Origin of the sequence: Streptomyces sp. NPDC085937 (assembly GCF_044540535.1) — a bacterium.
Lineage (GTDB): Bacteria > Actinomycetota > Actinomycetes > Streptomycetales > Streptomycetaceae > Streptomyces.
Genome location: NZ_JBITSH010000004.1, coordinates 181,146 through 200,677 on the forward strand (window position 1 = coordinate 181,146; position 19,532 = coordinate 200,677).

General features: G+C 72.4%; 19 protein-coding genes. 15 read left to right on the plus strand and 4 right to left on the minus strand.

Annotated elements, in window-relative coordinates:
- Positions 1 to 6 precede the first annotated feature (6 nt).
- The gene (locus ACIF8S_RS10935; protein ID WP_399998707.1) at positions 7 to 1,272 is read right to left on the minus strand and encodes an amino acid deaminase; all 1,266 of its coding nucleotides are present in this window, start codon (positions 1,270 to 1,272) and stop codon (positions 7 to 9) included.
- Positions 1,273 to 1,406: 134 nt separating this feature from the next.
- On the opposite strand from ACIF8S_RS10935, the gene ACIF8S_RS10940 reads away from it, so the two are divergent.
- From ACIF8S_RS10940 to ACIF8S_RS10965, 6 genes are all read left to right on the plus strand, one after another.
- Positions 1,407 to 2,480: a sugar kinase gene (locus tag ACIF8S_RS10940; protein ID WP_399998708.1), complete on the plus strand. Its 1,074-nt coding sequence runs from the start codon at positions 1,407 to 1,409 to the stop codon at positions 2,478 to 2,480.
- Positions 2,477 to 3,235 (plus strand): IclR family transcriptional regulator, encoded by a 759-nt coding sequence (locus ACIF8S_RS10945; RefSeq protein ID WP_399998709.1) that lies wholly within the window; start codon positions 2,477 to 2,479, stop codon positions 3,233 to 3,235. The genes ACIF8S_RS10940 and ACIF8S_RS10945 overlap by 4 nt, the downstream gene beginning before the upstream one ends.
- A gap of 13 nt (positions 3,236 to 3,248) precedes the next feature.
- Positions 3,249 to 3,659, plus strand: coding sequence for a RidA family protein (locus ACIF8S_RS10950; RefSeq protein ID WP_024886653.1), 411 nt, complete (start codon positions 3,249 to 3,251; stop codon positions 3,657 to 3,659).
- 123 nt (positions 3,660 to 3,782) lie between these two features.
- Entirely contained in the window at positions 3,783 to 5,270 is a 1,488-nt protein-coding gene (locus ACIF8S_RS10955; protein ID WP_399998710.1) for a GntP family permease, read from the plus strand.
- Positions 5,271 to 5,371: 101 nt separating this feature from the next.
- A complete protein-coding gene (locus ACIF8S_RS10960; RefSeq protein WP_399998712.1) occupies positions 5,372 to 5,959 on the plus strand; it encodes a hypothetical protein in 588 nt (195 codons plus the stop codon).
- A gap of 167 nt (positions 5,960 to 6,126) precedes the next feature.
- Positions 6,127 to 7,449: an Nramp family divalent metal transporter gene (locus ACIF8S_RS10965; RefSeq protein WP_399998713.1), complete on the plus strand. Its 1,323-nt coding sequence runs from the start codon at positions 6,127 to 6,129 to the stop codon at positions 7,447 to 7,449.
- A 39-nt stretch (positions 7,450 to 7,488) separates the two neighbouring features.
- Here ACIF8S_RS10965 and ACIF8S_RS10970 read toward each other — a convergent pair whose 3' ends face one another.
- Both ACIF8S_RS10970 and ACIF8S_RS10975 read right to left on the minus strand, forming a co-directional pair.
- The gene (locus ACIF8S_RS10970) at positions 7,489 to 8,778 is read right to left on the minus strand and encodes a hypothetical protein (RefSeq protein ID WP_399998714.1); all 1,290 of its coding nucleotides are present in this window, start codon (positions 8,776 to 8,778) and stop codon (positions 7,489 to 7,491) included.
- 64 nt (positions 8,779 to 8,842) lie between these two features.
- Complete coding sequence (locus ACIF8S_RS10975) at positions 8,843 to 9,352, minus strand: SigE family RNA polymerase sigma factor (protein WP_399998715.1); 510 nt, start codon at positions 9,350 to 9,352, stop codon at positions 8,843 to 8,845.
- Positions 9,353 to 9,538: 186 nt separating this feature from the next.
- On the opposite strand from ACIF8S_RS10975, the gene ACIF8S_RS10980 reads away from it, so the two are divergent.
- Positions 9,539 to 10,180 carry a YfbM family protein gene (locus ACIF8S_RS10980; protein ID WP_399999013.1) on the plus strand — a complete coding sequence of 214 codons (642 nt, stop codon included), beginning with the start codon at positions 9,539 to 9,541 and terminating at the stop codon, positions 10,178 to 10,180.
- Between the two features lie 3 nt (positions 10,181 to 10,183).
- On the opposite strand, the gene ACIF8S_RS10985 is transcribed toward ACIF8S_RS10980, so the two are convergent.
- Entirely contained in the window at positions 10,184 to 11,893 is a 1,710-nt protein-coding gene (locus ACIF8S_RS10985) for a chitinase (RefSeq protein ID WP_399998717.1), read from the minus strand.
- 438 nt (positions 11,894 to 12,331) lie between these two features.
- On the opposite strand from ACIF8S_RS10985, the gene ACIF8S_RS10990 reads away from it, so the two are divergent.
- The 8 genes from ACIF8S_RS10990 (at position 12,332) to ACIF8S_RS11025 (ending at position 19,429) form a co-directional block, all read left to right on the plus strand.
- Positions 12,332 to 13,165 carry a hypothetical protein gene (locus tag ACIF8S_RS10990; RefSeq protein WP_349798457.1) on the plus strand — a complete coding sequence of 278 codons (834 nt, stop codon included), beginning with the start codon at positions 12,332 to 12,334 and terminating at the stop codon, positions 13,163 to 13,165.
- A gap of 70 nt (positions 13,166 to 13,235) precedes the next feature.
- The gene (gene cpaB / locus ACIF8S_RS10995; RefSeq protein WP_399998718.1) at positions 13,236 to 13,943 is read left to right on the plus strand and encodes a Flp pilus assembly protein CpaB; all 708 of its coding nucleotides are present in this window, start codon (positions 13,236 to 13,238) and stop codon (positions 13,941 to 13,943) included.
- Between the two features lie 9 nt (positions 13,944 to 13,952).
- Complete coding sequence (locus tag ACIF8S_RS11000; protein WP_399998719.1) at positions 13,953 to 15,206, plus strand: CpaE family protein; 1,254 nt, start codon at positions 13,953 to 13,955, stop codon at positions 15,204 to 15,206.
- Positions 15,207 to 15,415: 209 nt separating this feature from the next.
- Entirely contained in the window at positions 15,416 to 15,745 is a 330-nt protein-coding gene (locus tag ACIF8S_RS11005) for a pilus assembly protein (RefSeq protein ID WP_399998720.1), read from the plus strand.
- Between the two features lies 1 nt (position 15,746).
- Positions 15,747 to 16,130: a TadE/TadG family type IV pilus assembly protein gene (locus ACIF8S_RS11010; protein ID WP_399998721.1), complete on the plus strand. Its 384-nt coding sequence runs from the start codon at positions 15,747 to 15,749 to the stop codon at positions 16,128 to 16,130.
- A gap of 97 nt (positions 16,131 to 16,227) precedes the next feature.
- Complete coding sequence (locus tag ACIF8S_RS11015) at positions 16,228 to 17,565, plus strand: CpaF family protein (RefSeq protein ID WP_399998723.1); 1,338 nt, start codon at positions 16,228 to 16,230, stop codon at positions 17,563 to 17,565.
- Between the two features lie 11 nt (positions 17,566 to 17,576).
- A complete protein-coding gene (locus ACIF8S_RS11020; RefSeq protein ID WP_399998725.1) occupies positions 17,577 to 18,521 on the plus strand; it encodes a type II secretion system F family protein in 945 nt (314 codons plus the stop codon).
- Positions 18,522 to 18,541: 20 nt separating this feature from the next.
- On the plus strand, positions 18,542 to 19,429 hold the full coding sequence (locus tag ACIF8S_RS11025; RefSeq protein WP_145827136.1) for a DUF5936 domain-containing protein: 888 nt from the start codon (positions 18,542 to 18,544) through the stop codon (positions 19,427 to 19,429).
- Positions 19,430 to 19,532: the final 103 nt, after the last annotated feature.

The following is a 19,532-nucleotide window of genomic DNA, read 5'->3' on the forward strand; positions in this document are numbered from 1 at the left end:
TGCCTCCTAGAAGAAGGTGCGGATGTAGTCGACGACCGTGCCGTCCGCCTCCGCCACGGGGATGAGGACCCACTTGTCGAAGGACGTGCAGGGATGCGACAGCCCGAGCCCCACCCAGTCTCCCACCTCCAGATCCGCCTCCGAAGAGGTGCGCAGCCACGCGTGCTGGTCGGACAGACCGGTCACCTCGATGCCCGTGGCCGGCCGCTCCACCCCGTCCCGGCGGACCACCCGGGCCACCGGCAGATCCAGGTCGTACGCGGCGTCCCGCTTGCCCGCGTTGGTGAACGCCTGCTCCGCCGACGGCCGGGACACCACCTGCGTCCACAGCCGGAACGCCGGCTTCAGACCGCCCTCGCCCGGCACCCGGTTGAAGGGGGTCAGCCGCTCGTAGTGCCCGTCGTCGTGCGACACGTACGCACCGGACCGCAGCAGCTTCAGCACCGGCGCCGACAGCTCCGGCACCTCCGCGAAGACGTCCGCCACCGCGTCGAACCAGGCGCTGCCGCCCGCGCTCACCACGATCTCGTCCAGTCCCGCGAACCGTCCCGCCTTGTCGAAGTCCACGGCCAGCGCCACCAGCCGGCGCAGCCAGGCCCGCACCCGCTCCGGGTCGGCCTGCGGCACCTCGCCCTCGTACCCGGCGACCCCGACCAGCCGCAGCGCCCGCGCCCCGGCCACGGCGTCGGCGATGGCCGCGCACTCCGCCTCCGTCCGCACCCCGGTGCGCGCGCCCTCGCCGGCGGCCAGCTCGACCACCACGTCCACCGGCCGGGACGCCCCCTCCAGCGCCGCGTCCATCAGCTCGACCCCGCGCACGGAGTCGACATAGCAGACGAACCGGAACGCCGGGTCGGTGTCCAGCTCGGCGGCGACCCAGCGCAGGGCCGCCGCGTCCACCAGTTCGTTCGCCAGGAAGACCCGCTCGATCCCGAACTCCCGCGCCACGCGCACCTGGTGCGGCACCGCGAGCGTGATGCCCCACGCACCGCGCTCGATCTGGCGGTGGAACAACTGCGGAGCCATGGAGGTCTTGCCGTGCGGCGCGAATGCCAGCCCGTGCCGCTCGGCGAACGTCTCCAGCGCCGCCAGGTTGTGCTCCAGCCGCTCGGCGGACAGGGCGAGCACGGGCGTGGTGAAGCCGTCGGTGAAGAGGTTCCGGCGCTGCGCGGCCAGCTCGCCGACGGTGAGGTTCACGGCGTCCGGCGGGAGGCCCTTGAAGCGGTGGCCGACCCGTTCCTCGGCGAGGCGGGCGAGAGCATCGAGGACCATCAAAGCCTCCCTGATCAGCGGTGTTGCACTCACTGCAACACCCATTGCGTATATCGCTCACCGCTGTCTAACATCTCCGCCACACGCGGTCAACGGACACCGCGTCCCCCGCCCCGACGAGGAGCCCCGCCATCGTGACCGTCACCGGAACCGGCAACGCCCCCGACGTCGTGGACGTCGTCGCGCTCGGCGAGTCCATGGTGACGTTCCTGCCCTCCCGGCCCGGCCGCCTCGCCGACGTCCCCTCCTTCGACCGGGCGATCGGCGGCGCCGAGTCCAACGTGGCGTGCGTGCTCGCGGCGGCCGGGCACTCCACCCGGTGGGTCAGCAGGGTCGGCGCGGACGGCTTCGGCGACCACCTCGTCGAGGCGATCGGCGGGTACGGCGTCGACGTGTCGTACGTCCGCCGTGACGCGTCCCGCCCCACCGGCGTCTACTTCCGCACGGCCGGCGACCGCGCGGACGACACCCACGAGGTCGCGTACTACCGGGCGGGCTCGGCCGCGTCGGCGATGTCGCCAACCGGCGTGGACCTGGACGCGGTGCGGGCAGGACGCGTCCTGCACCTCTCGGGCATCACGGCGGCGCTCTCCCCGGACTGCCTGGCCCTCCTCCGCGCCCTGACCGCCCCCCACCCGAACCGCCCGTTGATCTCCTTCGACGTGAACCACCGCCCGGGCCTCTGGGGCGAGGGCCAGGATCCGGATGTGCTCCTGGAGCTGGCCCGCAGGGCGGACATCGTGTTCGTGGGAGAGGACGAGGCGCGCCAGGCATGGGGGCTGCGCGGCGCCCGTGCGGTGCGGGAGGCCCTTCCCGAACCTGGGATCGTGGTCGTCAAGCAGGGCAAGGGCGGAGCGGTCGCCTTCGACAAGGACACCGACGGCCTGTGCGAGGACGCCGACGGCACGGCGACGTTCGTACGCGCCCTGCACGTCGACGTCGTCGCGGCAGTCGGCGCCGGCGACGCCTTCGCCGCCGGTTTCCTCTCGGCCACCCTCCGGGGTCTGCCCGTTCGGGACCGCCTGCGCCACGGCCACCTCGCCGCCGCCGCCACCCTCACCGCCCCCGGTGACCTCGCCCCACCCCCGCCCCGCCCCCTCGCCGACCGCCTCGCCGCCCTCGACACCCCCGCATGGGAGACACTGCGTCTCGGCCCCGGCTGGACAGACGCCGACGCAGAGGCCGCAGAGGAGGCACGCACCCCATGAGCCAGACCGTAGACCGCGCCCTGAGCATCCTGCCGCTGCTCGCGGAGGGCCCCGCCGACCTCGGCCAGGTCGCCGACCGCCTCGGCGTGCACAAGTCCACGGCCCTGCGCCTGCTGCGCACCCTCCACGAGCACGGCCTGGTCTACCGCCAGTCCGACCAGCGCTACCGCCTCGGCGCCCGCCTCTTCGCCCTCGCCCAGGAGGCGATGGAGAACCTCGACGTCCGCGAGATCGCCCACGCGCATCTCGTACGCCTCAACGAGAGGTGCGGACACACCGTCCACCTCGCCGTGTACGAGGAGAACGAGGTCCTCTACATCGACAAGGTGGAGAGCCGCTACCCGGTGCGGATGTACTCCCGGATCGGCAAGCCCGTCGCCATCACCGTCGCCGCCGTGGCCAAGCTGCTCCTCGCCGACCTGCCCGAACACGAGCGCCGCGCCCTTGCGGAGAAGCTCGACTATCCCATGTACACGCCCCGTTCGACGCCCCACGCGGCCGCGTTCCTCCAGGAGCTGGCCACGGTGCGCGAACAGGGCTGGGCCACCGACCTCGGCGGCCACGAGGAGTCCATCAACTGTGTCGCCGCGCCGATCCGCGGCGCCGACGGCCGCGTGGTCGCCGCGATGTCGGTCTCCGCGCCGAACGTCGTCGTCACCGCCGACGAACTCCTCACCCTGCTCCCGCTGGTGCGCCGTACGGCGGACGCCATCAGCGGCGAGTACTCCGGCCGGACCCCGGCAGAACCGAAGTGAAGGACACCCCCGCATGACCGAGAAAGTCGCGCTGACCCCGAAGACCCACACCACCCCGCCCGCGAAGTTCTCGCACGGCGTCCGCAAGGGCAACATCCTCCAGGTCGCCGGGCAGGTGGGCTTCCTCCCGCACGAGGAGGGCAAGGCTCCGACCCCCGCCGGTCCGACCCTGCGCGAGCAGACCCTCCAGACCCTCGCCAACGTCAAGGCGATCCTCGAGGAGGGCGGCGCGAGCTGGGACGACGTGATGATGATCCGCGTCTACCTCACGGACGTGGACCACTTCGCGGAGATGAACGAGCTCTACAACGCCTACTTCGAGGAGCAGGGCCTCACTCAGCCGCCCGCCGCCCGCACGACCGTCTACGTCGGTCTGCCCGCCGGCCTCCTCATCGAGATCGACGCGCTCGCCGTCCTCGGCTGATCTCCCTCCTCCACCCCCGCCGCACACCGCACGTCGTCACGGCACGGCGTCCCGCACCCCGGGACGCCGTGCCGCGATCCCCCCTGCCCGAAAGCCCCATGCCCTTACCCAGAGGACCCCCCGATGTCCCATCCGTCCCTCTCGCTCGCCGCCTCCGCGCCCGCGGAGACACCACCGCACACCGGAGGCTTCCTCCTCCTCGTCGACGGCACCGCGGGCCTGCTCACCGTCGCCGCCATCGGTATCGCGCTGCTGCTCTTCCTGATCATCAAGGTGCGGCTCCAGCCGTTCGTCGCGCTGCTCGCCGTCTCCATAGCCGTCGGCCTGCTGGCGGGCCTGTCGGTCACCGAACTCTTCGGCACGGTCCAGCGCTCGGACGCGGTGTCCACCATCGAGTCCGGGATGGGCGGCATCCTCGGCCATGTCGCGATCATCATCGGCCTGGGCACCATGCTCGGCGCGATCCTCGAAGTCAGCGGCGGCGCCGAGGTGCTGGCGAGCCGGCTGCTCGGACTGTTCGGCGAGAAGCGGGCGCCCCTCGCGATGGGCCTGACGGGCCTCATCTTCGGCATCCCCGTCTTCTTCGACGTCGGCATCTTCGTCCTCGCCCCGATCGTCTACGCCGCCGCCAAGCGTTCCGGCAAGTCGATCCTGCTCTACTGCCTCCCCCTCCTCGCCGGACTCTCCGTCACCCATGCCTTCCTGCCCCCGCACCCGGGTCCGGTGGCCGCCGCCGGACTGCTCCGCGTGGACCTCGGCTGGGTCATCCTCATGGGTGTCGTCTGCGGTCTGCCGGCCGTCGCCGCCGCGTGGGTCTACTCCGCCTGGATCGGCAGGCGCATCTTCGTCGCCGTGCCGCAGGACATGGTCGAGGCCGCGCAGGAGGCCAAGGACGCCGTCGCCGCCGAACAGCGCGCGTCGGGCGTCCAGCCGCGCGAGACCCCGGTGCCGCTCGGCACGGTCCTCGGCATCATCGGCACGCCGCTGCTGCTGATCCTCGCGGCGACCTTCTCCTCCATCGCGCTGGACGAGTCCACCCTGCGCTCGGTGATCGAGTTCTTCGGCCACCCGTTCGTGGCTCTCACCCTCGCGCTGTTCCTCGCGTACTACCTGCTGGGCATCCGGCGCGGCTGGTCCCGCAAGTCCCTGGAGACCGTGTCCACCTCCTCCCTCAAGCCGGTCGGCAACATCCTGCTGGTGGTCGGCGCGGGCGGCGTCTTCGGCGCGGTCCTCAAGGGCAGCGGGGTCGCGCAGGCGCTGTCGGACACCTTCAACGACGTCGGCCTGCCGGTGATCGTGCTGTCGTACCTGATCTCCGTGGTGCTGCGGGTCGCGCAGGGCTCGGCGACGGTGGCGATCGTGACGACGGCCGGCATCGTGGCGCCGCTGCTGTCCGAGGGCGACCACTCGCAGGCGTTCGTGGCGCTGGTCATCATGGCCATCTCGGCGGGCTCCATCTTCGCCTCGCACGTCAACGACGGCGGGTTCTGGATGGTCGCCAAGTACTTCGGCATCAGCGAACGGGACACGCTCAAGACGTGGACGGTACTGGAAAGCGTCCTGTCCGTAGCCGGGTTCGTCGTCGCGGCGGCGCTGAGCCTGGTGGTGTGACCCCGGCCGGCCCGGTGCGCCGTGGTGCCCGTGTAGGCGTCTGATAACGAAGTCGGGGCTGGCTGTGACGCGCACAGGATCGTCGACCATACTCCTGCGGTGTGGAGCAGCGCATAGGTTCGAGCAGCCAGCCCCTGGAAGGCGCCGGGTTCGACCCGGCATTCATCCCCGGGCTCACCTCGCCCGCGACCGGCCGCGAGGAGGACGTGGACGAGACCGCGGATGCGGTCCCGGAGGCCGAAGAGGCCACGGGGAGCGGGGAGTCCGCGCAGACCGTGGCCGCCCCGGCGTCCGAGGACACCGGGGACGAGCCGGAGCCCGTCCCCGACGGCCCCGTCTTCGAGGCGTCCGACCGCCGTGCCGCCATCGTCGCCGACCACCGCGGCGTGCGGCTGAAGCTGGACGACCAGGAGTGCGAGTTCCGCTGGGACGAGATCGGCGCGGTGGAGACGGAGACGGCCCGCTTCGGCAAGCGGTACACCGTCACCGTCCACACCCCCGACCGGCGTTGGTACCCCCTCGAGATCGACGCCGACTCCCGGAGCCGGTTCGCCGAGTGGGACACCGCCCTGGACGCCGTCCTCGACCGGTACTTCGACGACGGCGCCGAGGAGCCGGCCGGGTCCGACGAGCAGGCCGAGCCCGAGGAAACCACCGCGGACAAGCCGGAGACGGCGGACCGCGCCTGACGGCGGGACCGGCGCTCCCTGCCGATCACCGACGGGCGGGGAGCGGTCCGGTGCCGCGACGAGCGGCGTGACCGGGCGAGCGAGAGGGCGTCCGCCGCGGGGGGCATCCGGTGAAGATCCCGGCACGCCCTCTTGCCGGACCGGCACCCGTCCGCTTACTTGACCCCATGGCGGACACCACGGGAAACACCCAGGACACCGGGAGCGCGACCGCGCCCGGCCCCCACCCGCGCAAGTCCAGTTGGCGTCACATCGGCCCCGGCATCGTCGTCGCCGCGACCGGCGTGGGCGCCGGCGACCTCGTGGCCACCCTCATCGCGGGCAGCAACTTCGGCTACACCCTGCTGTGGGCGGCGGTTGTCGGCTGCCTGGTGAAGATCTCCCTCGCGGAGGCCTGCGGACGGTGGCACCTGTCCACCGGACGCACCCTGTTCGACGGCTGGGCCAGTCTGGGCCGCTGGACCACCTGGTTCTTCGCCGTCTACGCCGTCATCTGGGGCTTCGTCTACGGCGCGGCCGCCATGTCCTCCAGCGCCCTGCCGCTCCAGGCGCTCTTCCCGGACGTGATGGACCTCGAGTACTGGGGCATTGCCTGCGGACTGGTGGGCCTGGTCTTCGTCTGGTTCAACAAGTACGCGGTGTTCGAGAAGGTCATGACGGTCCTGGTGGGCGTCATGTTCGTGGTGACCGTCTACCTGGCCTTCCGGGTCACGCCCAACCTGGGCGACGCGTTCGCCGGCCTCCTCCCGGTGCTGCCCGACGAGAAGGACTCCGTCCTCAACACCCTCGGTCTGATCGGCGGCGTCGGCGGCACCATCACGCTGGCCGCCTACGGCTACTGGGTCAACGCCAAGGGCTGGACCGGCACCGGCTGGATGAAGGTCATGCGGCTGGACAACCGGGTCGCCTACATCACCACCGGCGTCTTCGTCGTGGCGATGCTCTTCGTCGGCGCGGAGCTGCTGCACTCGGCGAACATCGCCATCTCCGGCGGCGACCAGGGCCTCATCCAGCTCGGCGACGTCCTGGAGGACCGGTACGGGGCGACCACCGGCACGCTGTTCCTGGTCGGCTTCTTCGCCGCCTCCTTCACCTCCCTGATCGGCGTCTGGCACGGCGTCAGTCTGATGTTCGCCGACTTCCTGGCCCGGCAGCGCGGCGAGCGGCAGGCACGCGTCGACGAGCTGGCCTCCGGACGCCGGGAACGCTCCTGGACGTTCCGCGCGTACCTGCTGTGGCTCACCTTCCCGCCCATGATCCTGCTGTTCCAGGACGAGCCGTTCCGCCTGATCATCATCTACGGCGTGCTGGGCGCGGCCTTCATGCCGTTCCTCGCCCTCACCCTGCTGTGGCTGCTCAACTCCTCCCGCACCCCGCGCGAATGGCGCAACGGCGCCCTGAGCAACGGCATGCTGGCGGTCGCGGGCCTGCTGTTCCTAGTCCTGGCGGTCAAGCAGATCTGGGACCAGCCGTGGTCGGAGTTCTTCTGACGGCCGGAGTCCTTCCGGCGGAACGGCCGCCGGCCCGCCTCACGCCCCCGCGTCCCACTCCGTGCTCAGCGCGATCTCCCGCAGCTGCTCCATGGTGAGCGCGGGGGTGTCGCGTGTGGCGTCCTGGTGCTGCGCGGGGGTGTTGAAGGCGCTGATGACGACGCGCAGTCCGTCGGGGCGCAGGGTGTCCACCGTCCACATGACGACGCCCTCGGCGCCCTTCTCCCCGGGCGACTGCCGGGTCGTGATCATGGTGCCGTTGGGCAGCGTCTCGGCGTCCCCGAAGAGGTCGCCGGCCAGGTCGCCACTGCCGGGCTGCACGTTGACCTGGACAAGGCTCCCGCCCTGGCCGTCGTCGACGACGAGGTAGGCGTACTCGGTGTCCGCTCCGCCCTCGCTGATCACCTTCAGCTCCTCGGGCAGCAGACCGGCGAGCGTGTCGGCGATCGTCTTGCCCCGCATCCCCGCCGGGGGCTCCTCAACGGTGGCGGACGGCTTCGGGCTCTCCGGCATGGCGTCCACGACCCGTCGCCACACGTCGGCGGTGACGACCTGCTTCAGTTTCTCGACGGACAGCGGGGGCTTCGGCCGGGACACCGGGGCGTCCTTCTGCGCGGGCGCGTTCCACTCGCTCAGCGACACGTGCTGTCCCTCAGGGGTGACCAGTTCGGCGTTCCACCACTTGGTCTCCACCCGGCGGTCCGGGTACTCGTAGCCCTGGAACAGCATGAGCAGGGAGCCGTCGGGCAGCCGGCCGGAGGTGCAGTCGTCGTGGTCGACCAGCGTCCTGTCCGGGCAGGTCGTCACCTGGCGGGCCTGCTCGCTGCCGGGCTCCACGCGGCCGAGACTCAGGCCGATGGCCGCCGCGCCCCTGCCGTCGTCGAACACCACGTGCGCGGTCGGGGGCATCGGCGAATCCGTGCCCTGCGCGGCCTCCTCGCTGAAGGTGCCCTGCGGGAGCAGTGCCTTGAGCGAACGGAGGATGTCGTCGCCCGAGAAGGCCCCGTCGCCCGAGGCGGACCCCGCGGACGAGGAGGACGAGGTCCCGGCGGACGAGGAGCCCGGGGACGGGGAGCTCGCCGCCGCGGAGGTCTGCCGGGGGTCGGACGAGGCGCCCGGCAAAAGCAGCGCACCGCCCACCCCGACGAGGGCGACACCGGCCGCTCCCCCCAGCACGGCGGTCCGCCGCAGCAGCTGGGCCCGGCGTCCGCGCACCCGGCCCCCGGCGACGAGGGCGGCCGGGTCGTCGGTGTGGATGCTGTGGCCGGTGTCGCGCAGCACGGCGGCGAACCGGTCCTCGAAGGGGTCCTGGTCCATGTTCTCGGGCATGACGAACCACCCTTTCCGCGGGGTGTGAGAAGTATGAGGTCGAGGAAGGGGACGGAGGCGGGCGTCAGGAGCGGGAGTACTCCTGGATGTCCTCGCCGAGCAGCTCGCGCAGCCGGCCGAGCGCGCGTACGCACCGCGTCCGCACAGCGGCCGAGCTGACGTTCAGCACGTCGGCGGTCTGCTCCACCGAGCGGTCCTCCCAGTAGCGCAGGACGACGACGGCGCGGTCCTTGGCGGGCAGCCGGGCGAGCGCGGCCATCAGCGTCAGCCGCAGCGGCGCGTCCCCGTCGGCGGCGCCCGGCAGGTCGGGGAACGTGTCGGTCGCCCGCTCCCGGCTGCTGCGCAGTCTCCGGTGGGCGAGGAAGGTCCGGGTGAGCACGGTCTGCGCGTACGCGGCCGGGTTCTCCGCCCGCGACACGCGCCCCCAGCGGACGTACAGCCGCCCGAAGGTCTCCTGCACGAGGTCCTCGGCGAGGTGCGTGTCCCCGGCGGTGAGCAGGCACGCGGACCGGTACAGGTGCCCCGCCCGGGCGGAGGCGAACTCCGCGTAGTCCGCGCTGCGCTGCTGTCCCATTCCGTCCCCCGTCGTACTCCCCGAAACGCTCTCACCTCATTGATGCGGTGGACCCGGAGAAATGTTTCATGTGGCGGCGGACACAGCGCGCGCGGTCCGTTGTCAGTGGCCGCTGTCAGGATGACCGCGTTCTTCACCGGCGCACACGAGCGCCGGCCGTCGACCTGTGGGGGAGCCACCGTGGGCATGATCGGGGAGTACGCGCGCCTGACGGCCGCCGAGTTCGAGCGCGCGGTCGGCGACCCGGACTGGGCGTACGCGCGTGTCCGGGAGTTGGGCGAACAGGAGTGGGACGCGGGGCTGCCGTGGGACCAGGCGCGCTGCTACGACACCGACAAGATGTGGCACGCCCTGGACTTCCTGCTGCGGCGTGTCGGCTTCCCCGTGGACGTCGTCTTCGGCGAGGAGGAGATACCCGGGGCGGACGACTGGAGCTACGGGCCGCCCCGCTGCCTCACCCCGGACCAGGTCCGCACCGCCGCCGGGGCCTTCGCCGCCACGCCCCCCGCCCGGCTCACCGAGGGCGTCACCCCGGCCGACCTGGCCGCGGCGGAGATCTACCCGGCGATCGTCTGGGAGCGCGGTGAGCCGCTGGACGAGGTGACCGCCCACTACGAGGCCCTGGTGCCGTACTTCCGCGCGGCGGCCGGGGACGGGGACGGGGGGGGGGGGGGGGGGGGGGGGGGGGGCGGGGGGGGGGGGCGCGGGGGGGGGGGGGGGGGGGGGGGGGGGGGGGGGGGGGGGGGGGGGGGGGGGGGGGGGGGGCGCCCGCCCCCCCCCCCCCCCCCCCCCCCCCCCCCCCCCCGGCGTGGGGGGAGAGGGACGTGACGGTTACGGCAGCGCGTGGACGTGCGGGCCGACCGCGTTGGACCAGGCGTTGCCCGCGGTCGCGTCCCAGTTGGTGGACCAGGTCATGGCGCCGCGCAGATCCGGGTAGGTCTTCGACGGCTTGAAGGAGCCGCAGTTGGTGCCGCGGGTCAGGCAGTCCAGGGCGGCGTTCACCACGGACGGGGCGACGTAGCCGCTGCCCGCGCCCCGGGTGGAGGCCGGCAGCCCCAGGCCCACCTGGGACGGGTCGAGGCCGTTCTCCAGCTGGATGCAGGCGAGCGCGGTCAGGAAGTCCACCGTGCCCTGGCTGTAGACCTTGCCGTCACAGCCGAGCATGGAACCGCTGTTGTAGTACTGCATGTTGACGACCGTGAGGATGTCCTTCACGTTCAGCGCGGTCCGGAAGTACGAGCCGGACGTCGACTGCATGTCGATGGTCTGCGGCGCCATCGTCAGGATCATCGACGGGCCCGCCTTCGCGGACAGCGACCGCAGCGCCTGCGTCATCCAGGTCGGGTTGAGGCCGTTCTCCAGGTCGATGTCGACGCCGTCGAAGCCGTACTCCTGCATCAGGGCGTACACCGAGTTGGCGAAGTTCGTCGCGGAGGCCTGGTCGTTCACCGAGACGGTGCCCTTCTCGCCGCCCACCGAGATGATGACCTTCTTGCCGGCCGCCTGCTTGGCCCGTACGTCCGCCTTGAACTGGTCCACGGTGTAGCCGTTCAGGCCGGCCGAGTCCAGGTTGAAGGTGACGGCGCCCGGGGTGCCGGTGGCGTCGGCGAAGGACACCGCGATGATGTCGTACTGCGACGGCACGTCGGAGATCTTCTGCACGGCCGCGCCGTTGTTAAAGTTCTGCCAGTAGCCGGTCACCGCGTGCCGGGGCAGGTCACCGCCCCCGCCCCCGCCGTTCTCCCGGGTGCGTACGCTCACCGCCGCCGACTTCGGCGACTCGCCCGCCGCGTTGGCCGCCGCCACCTGGAAGGAGTACGACGTCGAGGCCGCGAGCCCGGTCACCGTCGCCGACGTGCCGGACACGGCCGTCACCCGGGTGCCGTCGCGGTAGACGGTGTAACCGGTCGCCCCCGACACCGCGTTCCACGCCAGCGTCACCGAGGTCGCCGTCGTGCCGGAGACGGTCAGCCCGCCCGGCGTGCCCGGCACGGTCGGCTCCGGGTCGCCCCCGCCGCCCCCGTCGGGGCCGAGGACGGACACGTCGTCCACGTAGTAGGGCTGCTGGCCGTACCAGCCGTGGGTGTAGACCGTCACGGAGGTGGTGTTCGCGCCCGTGGAGAAGCTGGTGGACAGCTGCTTCCAGCTGCCCGAGTCCGGGGTCCAGGTGGACACGTCGGTGGTACCGGTGCCGGTCACGCCCAGGTAGGCGTAGCCGCCCTGCACCCATCCGGTCAGCCGGTACGTCGAGCCCGGTCGCACCGCGACCGTCTGGGAGCAGCGGGCGTTGTCCTGCCCGGCGGGCGTGGCCTTCAGCGCGGCCGAGCCGCCGTGCACCGGGGAGGGGACGACGCTGCCGCTGTTCGCCGAACAGGTCCAGTTGCTCAGGCCCGACTCGAAGCCTGCGTTCTTCGCGTTGTTGACGTCCGCGGCGGACGCCTGGCCGGCGCCGGCCAGGGGGAGGACGAGGGACAGGGCGGAGACGAGGGCTGCCGACCAGGCGCGTCTGCCGCGGCCGGGCGTGCGTGGTGCGCGGTCCACTTGGGGCCTCCGGTGGGGGAGTTGGGGAGGAGGAAGCGACGGTGGCCACCGTTGATGTGCACACCGTGGTCCAGACCAATCTCCTTGTCAATAGGTCCAGACCGGAAACGGCGGCGCCCGCACGGGAGTAGGGCGGGGGGCGGGTGGGAAGCGTGGCCCGGAGGACCCGGGGCGGGTCCCGCGTCAAGCCGGTGCACAGGACCCACACCGTCGGTGCCGGATCGAGACCGGCGAGATGATCGACCTGCCCCGTTTTGGCGCACCTTGTGTACCAGGAGTTGCTGTTCGGCTGCTCAAAGGCTGTTCTCCGGTCACGGACCCGTGGATACAGTGCTGAGGTAGTCACGCAGTGAAGTCACCAGGGTGCATCGGAGTAACGCCCGGTGGACCGACGGGCATGGGGAGAACGGGGAGCCGCGCGTGCCAACTGCCATTGCCGTGACCGGCGCCGACATGGCGCTGCCGGCGCAGGACGAACGGACCCTGCCCGCCGTGGTGCTGCGGGACGTCGACACCCGCCCGCTCGACCAGGTGCTGGCCGAGCTGCAGCTGACCGTCGAGCAGTACGGCCATGTCGTCGTCGTGTGCTCCAAGGCCACCCCGACCGCCGTCCTGCGGCGGCTGCACACCCTGCGCTCCCTGCTGGAGAGCGACCGGATAGCCCTCTTCCGCCCCGACCTGCCGCCGCTCGCCGTCGCGGTGCTGGCCCGCCAGTTACGCCAGCTCGCCTCCTGCGACATCGGACCCGGCGTGCTGGCCTCGGCCGGCCGCCTGCTCACCCACTACCTCCACGCCGGGGCGCTGCTCGGCTCCGTCGCCCGCCTCGACCGGGTGCCCGTCGACCTGAAGCAGCACGCCAAGTCCTGGATGCCCGGCAGCCAGTTCGCCGTCCTCGCCCATCCACAGCCGCACCTCGTCCGGCTCGGCCCCGACACCACGCTGGACGGCCCCGAGTTCGGCACCTGGATGCTCGTCGCCCGGGGCCAGCTCCAGTCCGACTGGGTCACCACCACCCTGGCGCCCGCCTGGCGGGTACAGGGCCTGCGCGAGGCGCCACTGCCCGCGGAGTCGGGCGACTGGTGGGGCACCGGCAAGCTCGTCGAGTTCTGCACCTACCTGCCCGACCTGTCCGTGCTCTACCAACTGGTCACGTCCGTGCGGCGCGGCACCTGCCACTGGTGCGGCATCGACGTCATCGGCGACCGCTGCGTGTTCTGTTCGGCCACCCCGCCCGCCCCCGAGGCCAGACCGGCCCTCACCCGGGGCTCCTGACCCGTACGCCCACCGCACGAGCCCGCCCGATCCCGCTCGACCGCTACCCCCCAACGAGGTTGCACGGTTCATGAACTCCCGTCAGCGCCGCGGCGTGATACTCCTGCTCCTGTCGGTCCTGTGCGCCCTCGGCGCGTTCGCCGGCGTGCTCTCCGTCATCAACGACGTGCGCTCCAAGGTCGGCCCCGAGGTCCCGGCGTACCGCCTGAAGGCCGACATCGCGCCCTACACCACGCTCGGCGCCGACCAGTTCGAGCGGATCGAGATGCCCGAGCGGTGGCTGTCGGACAACGCCGTCACCGACCTCGACGACCTCCGCGGCAAGATCGCCGTGACGACCCTGCGCGAGGGCTCCCTGCTGCAGAGCGACATGATCGTGGACCGGCCGGCCCTGCAGCCCGGGCAGCAGGAGGTCGCCATCATGATCGACGCGGCGACGGGCGTGGCCGGCAAGATCACCCCGGGCTCCACGGTCAACGTCTACGCCACCTTCGAAGGACGGCGCGAGGGCGACCCCGACCAGTCGAAGATCATCGTCACGGGCGCCAAGGTCCTCGACGTGGGGCGGCTCACCGCCCTCCAGCCGGACGAGAGCGACCGCGGGCGGCAGCCCACCGACGCCGTCCCGATCACCTTCGCGCTGTCCACGCTCGACGCCCAGCGCATCACCTACGCCGAGTCCTTCGCCCAGCGGGTCCGCCTCGCGCTGGTCGCCCCCGGGGGCGACGCCGGCGTCCCCGAGAAGGACCGGACGTACGAACTCGCGCAGGACAAGTGAGAGGCCCGCATGTCCACCAGGATCCTCCCGGCAAGCGGTGACGCGGACGCGGTCCGGTCCCTGACCACCCTGCTCAGCCAGCTCCCCGACGCCGAGCCGCTCGCCCCGGTCACCGACTCCACGCAGCTCGTCGACGCCCTCTCCCGGCTGGCCGCCGAGTCCCTCGACGAACTGCCCGAGGTGGTCGTCGTCCACGAACGCATCGGCCCCGTCCCGGCGCTGGAACTGATCCGCGAGGTCGCCCTGCGCTTCCCCGCCGTGGGCGTCATCCTCGTCACCTCCGACGCGAGCCCCGGCCTCTTCCAGGCCGCCATGGACCACGGCGCCCGCGGCCTGGTCGCCCTCCCCGTCGGCTACGAGGAACTCGCCGTCCGGGTCGCGGCGGTCGCCCAGTGGTCGGCCGGCGTACGGCGCCACCTGGGCGCCGGAAGCGACCTGCTCCCCGGTGCGGGCGGCACCGTCGTCACCGTCAGCGGGGCCAAGGGCGGGGTCGGCGCCACCCTGACCGCCGTCCAGCTGGCGCTCGCCGCCCAGACGTCCGGACGGACCACCGCCCTGGTCGACATGGACCTGCAGACCGGCGACGTCGCCTCCTACCTCGACGTCCAGTTCCGCCGGTCCGTCGTCGACCTCGCCGCGATCAACGACATCTCCCCGCGGGTCCTCGCCGACGCCGTCTTCCGCCACGACAGCGGACTCGCCCTGCTGCTCGCCCCCGCCGAGGGCGAACGGGGCGAGGAGGTCACCGACCGCGCCGCCCGCCACATCCTCGCCGCCCTGCGCTCCCGCTACGAGATCGTCGTCGTCGACTGCGGCGCGCAGCTCGGCGGCGCCGGCGCGGCGGCGGTCGAGATGGCCGACCGGGCCCTGCTGGTCACCACCCCCGACGTCATCGCCGTACGCGGTGCCAAGCGGGCGGTGCGGATGTGGGACCGGCTGCAGATCCGCAAGGCGGAGGAGACCACGGTCGTCGTCAACCGGCACAACCGGTCCACGGAGATCCAGCCGCCGCTCATCGCCCGGATCACCGGCACCCCTGTCGCCGCCACCACGATCCCCGCCCACTTCAAGGAGCTCCAGGGTGTGGTGGACGCCGGACGCGTCCACGAACTGGAGGCCAAGAGCACCGTGAAGCAGGCGATGTGGGCGCTGGCCGGCGAACTCGGCCTGGTCCGGGCGGCGGAGGGCGGCCACAAGGGCGGCCGGCCGCGCGGCGACCGGGGCGCGGTGAGCTTCCGGCGACGTCGGGACGGTACGGGATGAGCGGTGAGCGGAGGGCAAGGGCGACGGGGGCCGGTCGGCGGCGTGCGGCCACCGGGCAGGGGTGGTCGTGCGACGTCCAGGGGCGGTCATGCGGCCACGGCGTCCCGAGTCGGCCGTGCGGCCACGACGCCCCGGGGCGGTCGTGCGGCTACGGCGTCCGCAGGCGGCCGTCCGGTGACCAGGGGCAGGTCACCGTCGAGTTCCTCGGCATGACCCCGACCATCCTGGTGACGCTGATCGTGCTGTGGCAGCTCGTGCTGGTCGGCTACACCTTCACCCTCGCCGGGAACGCAGCCGACGAGGCGGCGCGGGCCGGCACCGCGGCGTCCCCCGGCGCACGCCAGGGCGCCTGCCAGGCGGCCGGGCAGGACAAGCTGTCGGGGGCCTGGGGGAGCGGCGCGACGGTGACCTGCGCGACCGGCGGCGGCATGGTCACCGCCGACGTGAGGATCAGGGTGCCGGTCCTCTTCCCCGGCACCGTGTCGTTCCCGTTCGACGTGACCGGTCACGCGGGCGCGGTCGAGGAGGAGACGGACTGAGATGCCCGAGGTGCCCGAGGTGCCGTACCGACGCGAGGCCGGCCGCCGCCGCGACCGCGGACAGGTGGCGCTCGAATACCTGGGCTTCCTGCCCGTCCTGATCCTCGTGGCGATGGCCGGCGTCCAGCTCGGACTGATCGCCTACACCGCCCAGCAGGCGGGCACCGCCGCCCGCGCGGGCGCCCGCAGTGCCTCCCTGGACCAGGGTGCCCAGGCGGCCTGCGCGGCGGCCGTCAGCTCCTGGCTGGCCGGCGGCACCTCCTGCGGCACGTCGGGGGGCGGCGACGAGGTCACCGTCACCGCCCGGATCGACATCCCGTCGATCGTGCCCGGCTGGGACTTCGGGACGGCGGGGAGGAGCGCCACGATGCCCGTCGACCACTGACCCACCACCGGGCCGGCACGGCCCACGACGAGGACCGGTGAGCGGACGAGGACCGGACGAGGACGAGGACCGGACGAGGACGAGGAGCGAGCCACTCATGAGCCTGCGGGCACGTATCAACTCCCCCGAGGAGAGGACCGGGCGGGGCGAGGACGGCCACCTCGTCGCGTCCTACCGCGCCAAGCTCCTGGAGGAGATCGACCTCGCGGAGATGAGCGCGCTCGCCCCCGCCGAGCGCCGGGCCCGGCTGGAACGCGTCCTCGGCCACATCATCAGCCGCGAGGGCCCCGTCCTGTCGACGGTCGAACGCTCCCAGCTGATCCGCCGCGTCGTCGACGAAGCCCTCGGCCTCGGCATCCTGGAGCCGCTGCTGGAGGACCCGTCCGTCACCGAGATCATGGTGAACGGCCCGGACGCCATCTTCGTCGAGCGCGGCGGCCGGGTGGAGCAACTGCCGCTGCGCTTCGCCTCCGACGACCAGCTGATGCAGACCATCGAGCGCATCGTCTCCACCGTCAACCGGCGCGTGGACGAGTCCAACCCGATGGTCGACGCCCGGCTGCCGTCCGGTGAGCGCGTCAACGTCATCATCCCGCCGCTGTCCCTGACCGGGGCGGTCCTCACCATCCGCCGCTTCCCGCGCTCCTTCACCCTCCACGAGCTGATCGGCCTCGGCTCGCTCGACGAGCCCATGCTGTACCTGCTGGCCGGACTGGTACAGGCCCGCTTCAACGTCATCGTCTCCGGAGCCACGGGCACCGGAAAGACCACCCTGCTCAACGCCCTGTCCGGACTGATCCCCGAGGGCGAACGCATCATCACCATCGAGGACTCCGCCGAACTCCAGCTCCAGCAGCCGCACGTCATCCGCCTGGAGTCCCGCCCGCCCAACGTCGAGGGCAAGGGCCGGGTCACCATCCGCGACCTGGTGCGCAACTCCCTGCGCATGCGGCCCGACCGCATCGTCGTCGGCGAGGTCCGCGGCGGGGAGTCCCTGGACATGCTCCAGGCGATGTCGACCGGCCACGACGGCTCCCTCGCCACCGTCCACGCCAACAGCGCCGAGGACGCCCTGACCCGGCTGCAGACCCTCGCCTCCATGTCCGACGTGGAGATCCCCTTCGTCGCCCTGCACGACCAGATCAACAGCGCCGTCGACGTGATCGTCCAGCTCACCCGCTTCGCCGACGGCGCCCGCCGCATCACCGAGATCGCCCTGCTGGAGAGCCACGGCGGGGAGCCGTACCGGCTGGCGACGGTCGCCCGCTTCGACGCGCTGCCGATGACCCACGACGGCCGCGTCCATGGTTCCTTCGTCCACCATCCCCTGCCCCGGCGGACCGCCGACCGCCTGTACATGGCCGGCCAGCCCGTCCCGCAGGCGTTCGGCATCGCCCACACCGCCGACCAGCTCGCCACCCGAGAAGCCAGGTAGGTACCGCCCCCATGGAGCTGCAGAACCTCATCACGCTGACCACCGGTGTCGCCCTGCTGACCTGCGTCCTCGGAGTCGTCGGGGTGCACTCCTACGCGGCCGGCCGGGCGCAGCGGCAGGCTCTGGTGGACCGGCTGACGGCCACCGGGCAGCTGCCGGACGCCGGACGCCGGCGCCGCTTCCCCACGCTGGACCGCCGCCTGCGCCGCACCCACCTCGGCCGCAAGCTGGAGCTGCGCCTGGTGGCCACCGGCCTCGACGTCACCCCCGGCGAGTTCTTCGTGGCGATGCTCGTCACCGTCGCCGGACTGTGGCTGGTCGGGCAGGCCGCGCTCGCCCCCTTCTTCGGCCCGATCGCCGGGCTCCTCGGCGTGTGGGCGGCCGTGCAGTTCCTCAACTGGCAGCGGCAGAAGCGCATCGAGAAGTTCATCAACCAGCTGCCCGAGCTCGCCCGCATCCTGGCCAACGCCACCCAGGCGGGCCTGGCGCTGCGCACCGCCGTCGGCATCGCGGCGGAGGAACTGGAGGCCCCGGCCGGCGAGGAACTGGGCAAGGTGGCCAACCAGCTGGCGATGGGCGCCTCCATGGACGACGCCCTCGGCGAGCTCGCCGACCGCCTGCCCTCCCGCGAGCTGGTCGTCCTCGTCACCACGCTGGTGCTGGCCAACCGGGCGGGCGGCCAGGTGGTGGGCGCGCTGCGCAACCTCACCGAGACGCTGGAGGAGCGCAAGGAGACCCGGCGCGAGATCCGCACCCAGCTCTCCCAGGTCAGCATGACCTCGTACGCCGTGCCGGTCCTCGGCGTCGGCTCGCTGTTCCTGATGAACGGCGTGAAGGACGGCGCCCTGGAACGCATGACCGGCTCCCCCGGCGGCCAGATCGCGGTCCTCGTCGCCTTCGGCCTGTACGCCGTCGGCTTCCTCCTCATCCGCCGACTGTCCCGCATCGACGTCTGAGCCGGAGAGGAGACGACGACATGGCACTCGCGCTCGCCGCCCTCATGGCCCTCGCCGTGTGCGGCATCTTCGCCGGCATCCGCATGTACCGGGCGGAGGCGAAACTCCCCGGCGACCTGATGCTGGCCCTGGAGGTCGGCTCCACCCGCACCGGCGCCGTCGACTCCCTCGTCGACCGCATGGGCATGCGCTACGCCCCCGCCGTACTGCGCCTCATGGGGCCCAAGCAGGTCGCCAAGTACCGCCGCAAGATCGACCTCGCGGGCAACCCCGGCGGTCTCACCATCCACCGCTACGCCGCCCGCCGCGCCGTCTACGGCGCCCTCGGCGGCACCGGCTTCCTGGTGTTCCTGATGCGCGGCCAGCTCCTGGTGGCGCTGCTGCTGCTCGCGTTCGGCGCGTTCTGGACGGAGGTCGGCATCTGGTCGGCGATCCGCATCCGCAAGGACGTCATCGAACGGACCCTGCCCGACTTCCTCGACGTGCTCGCGGTCGTGGTCGGCGCCGGCCTCGGCTTCCGGCAGGCCCTGGACCGCGTCTCGTCCCGGTACGAGGGTCCCTGGGCGGACGAACTGCGCATCACCCTGCGCCAGATGGACCTGGGGATGAGCCGCAGACAGGCCTTCGCGGAGCTGCGCCGCCGCAACGACTCCGAGCAGGTGGCCATGTTCGTCACGGCGCTGCAGCAGGGGGAGGAGCTGGGCGCGCCCATCGTGGACACGCTGGTCGCGCTCGCCAAGGACATGCGCCGCACGGACGCGCAGAACGCCCGCCGCAAGGCGGCCCGTGCCGTCCCCAAGGCCACCATGATGATCACGACCTTCATGGTCCCGGCCACCATGATCCTGCTCGGCGCGGGCCTGATCCTCGGCTCCGGCACCGACTTCGGCTCCCTCACGGGCGAGTGACGGGGAGGGACGCGATGACGACGATCAGGCACCGCACGTGGCGACGCCGCCGGCCGGCCGGGCGGCGGGCGGCGGCGGTCTCGGCCTGCGCCCGTTCCCCGCA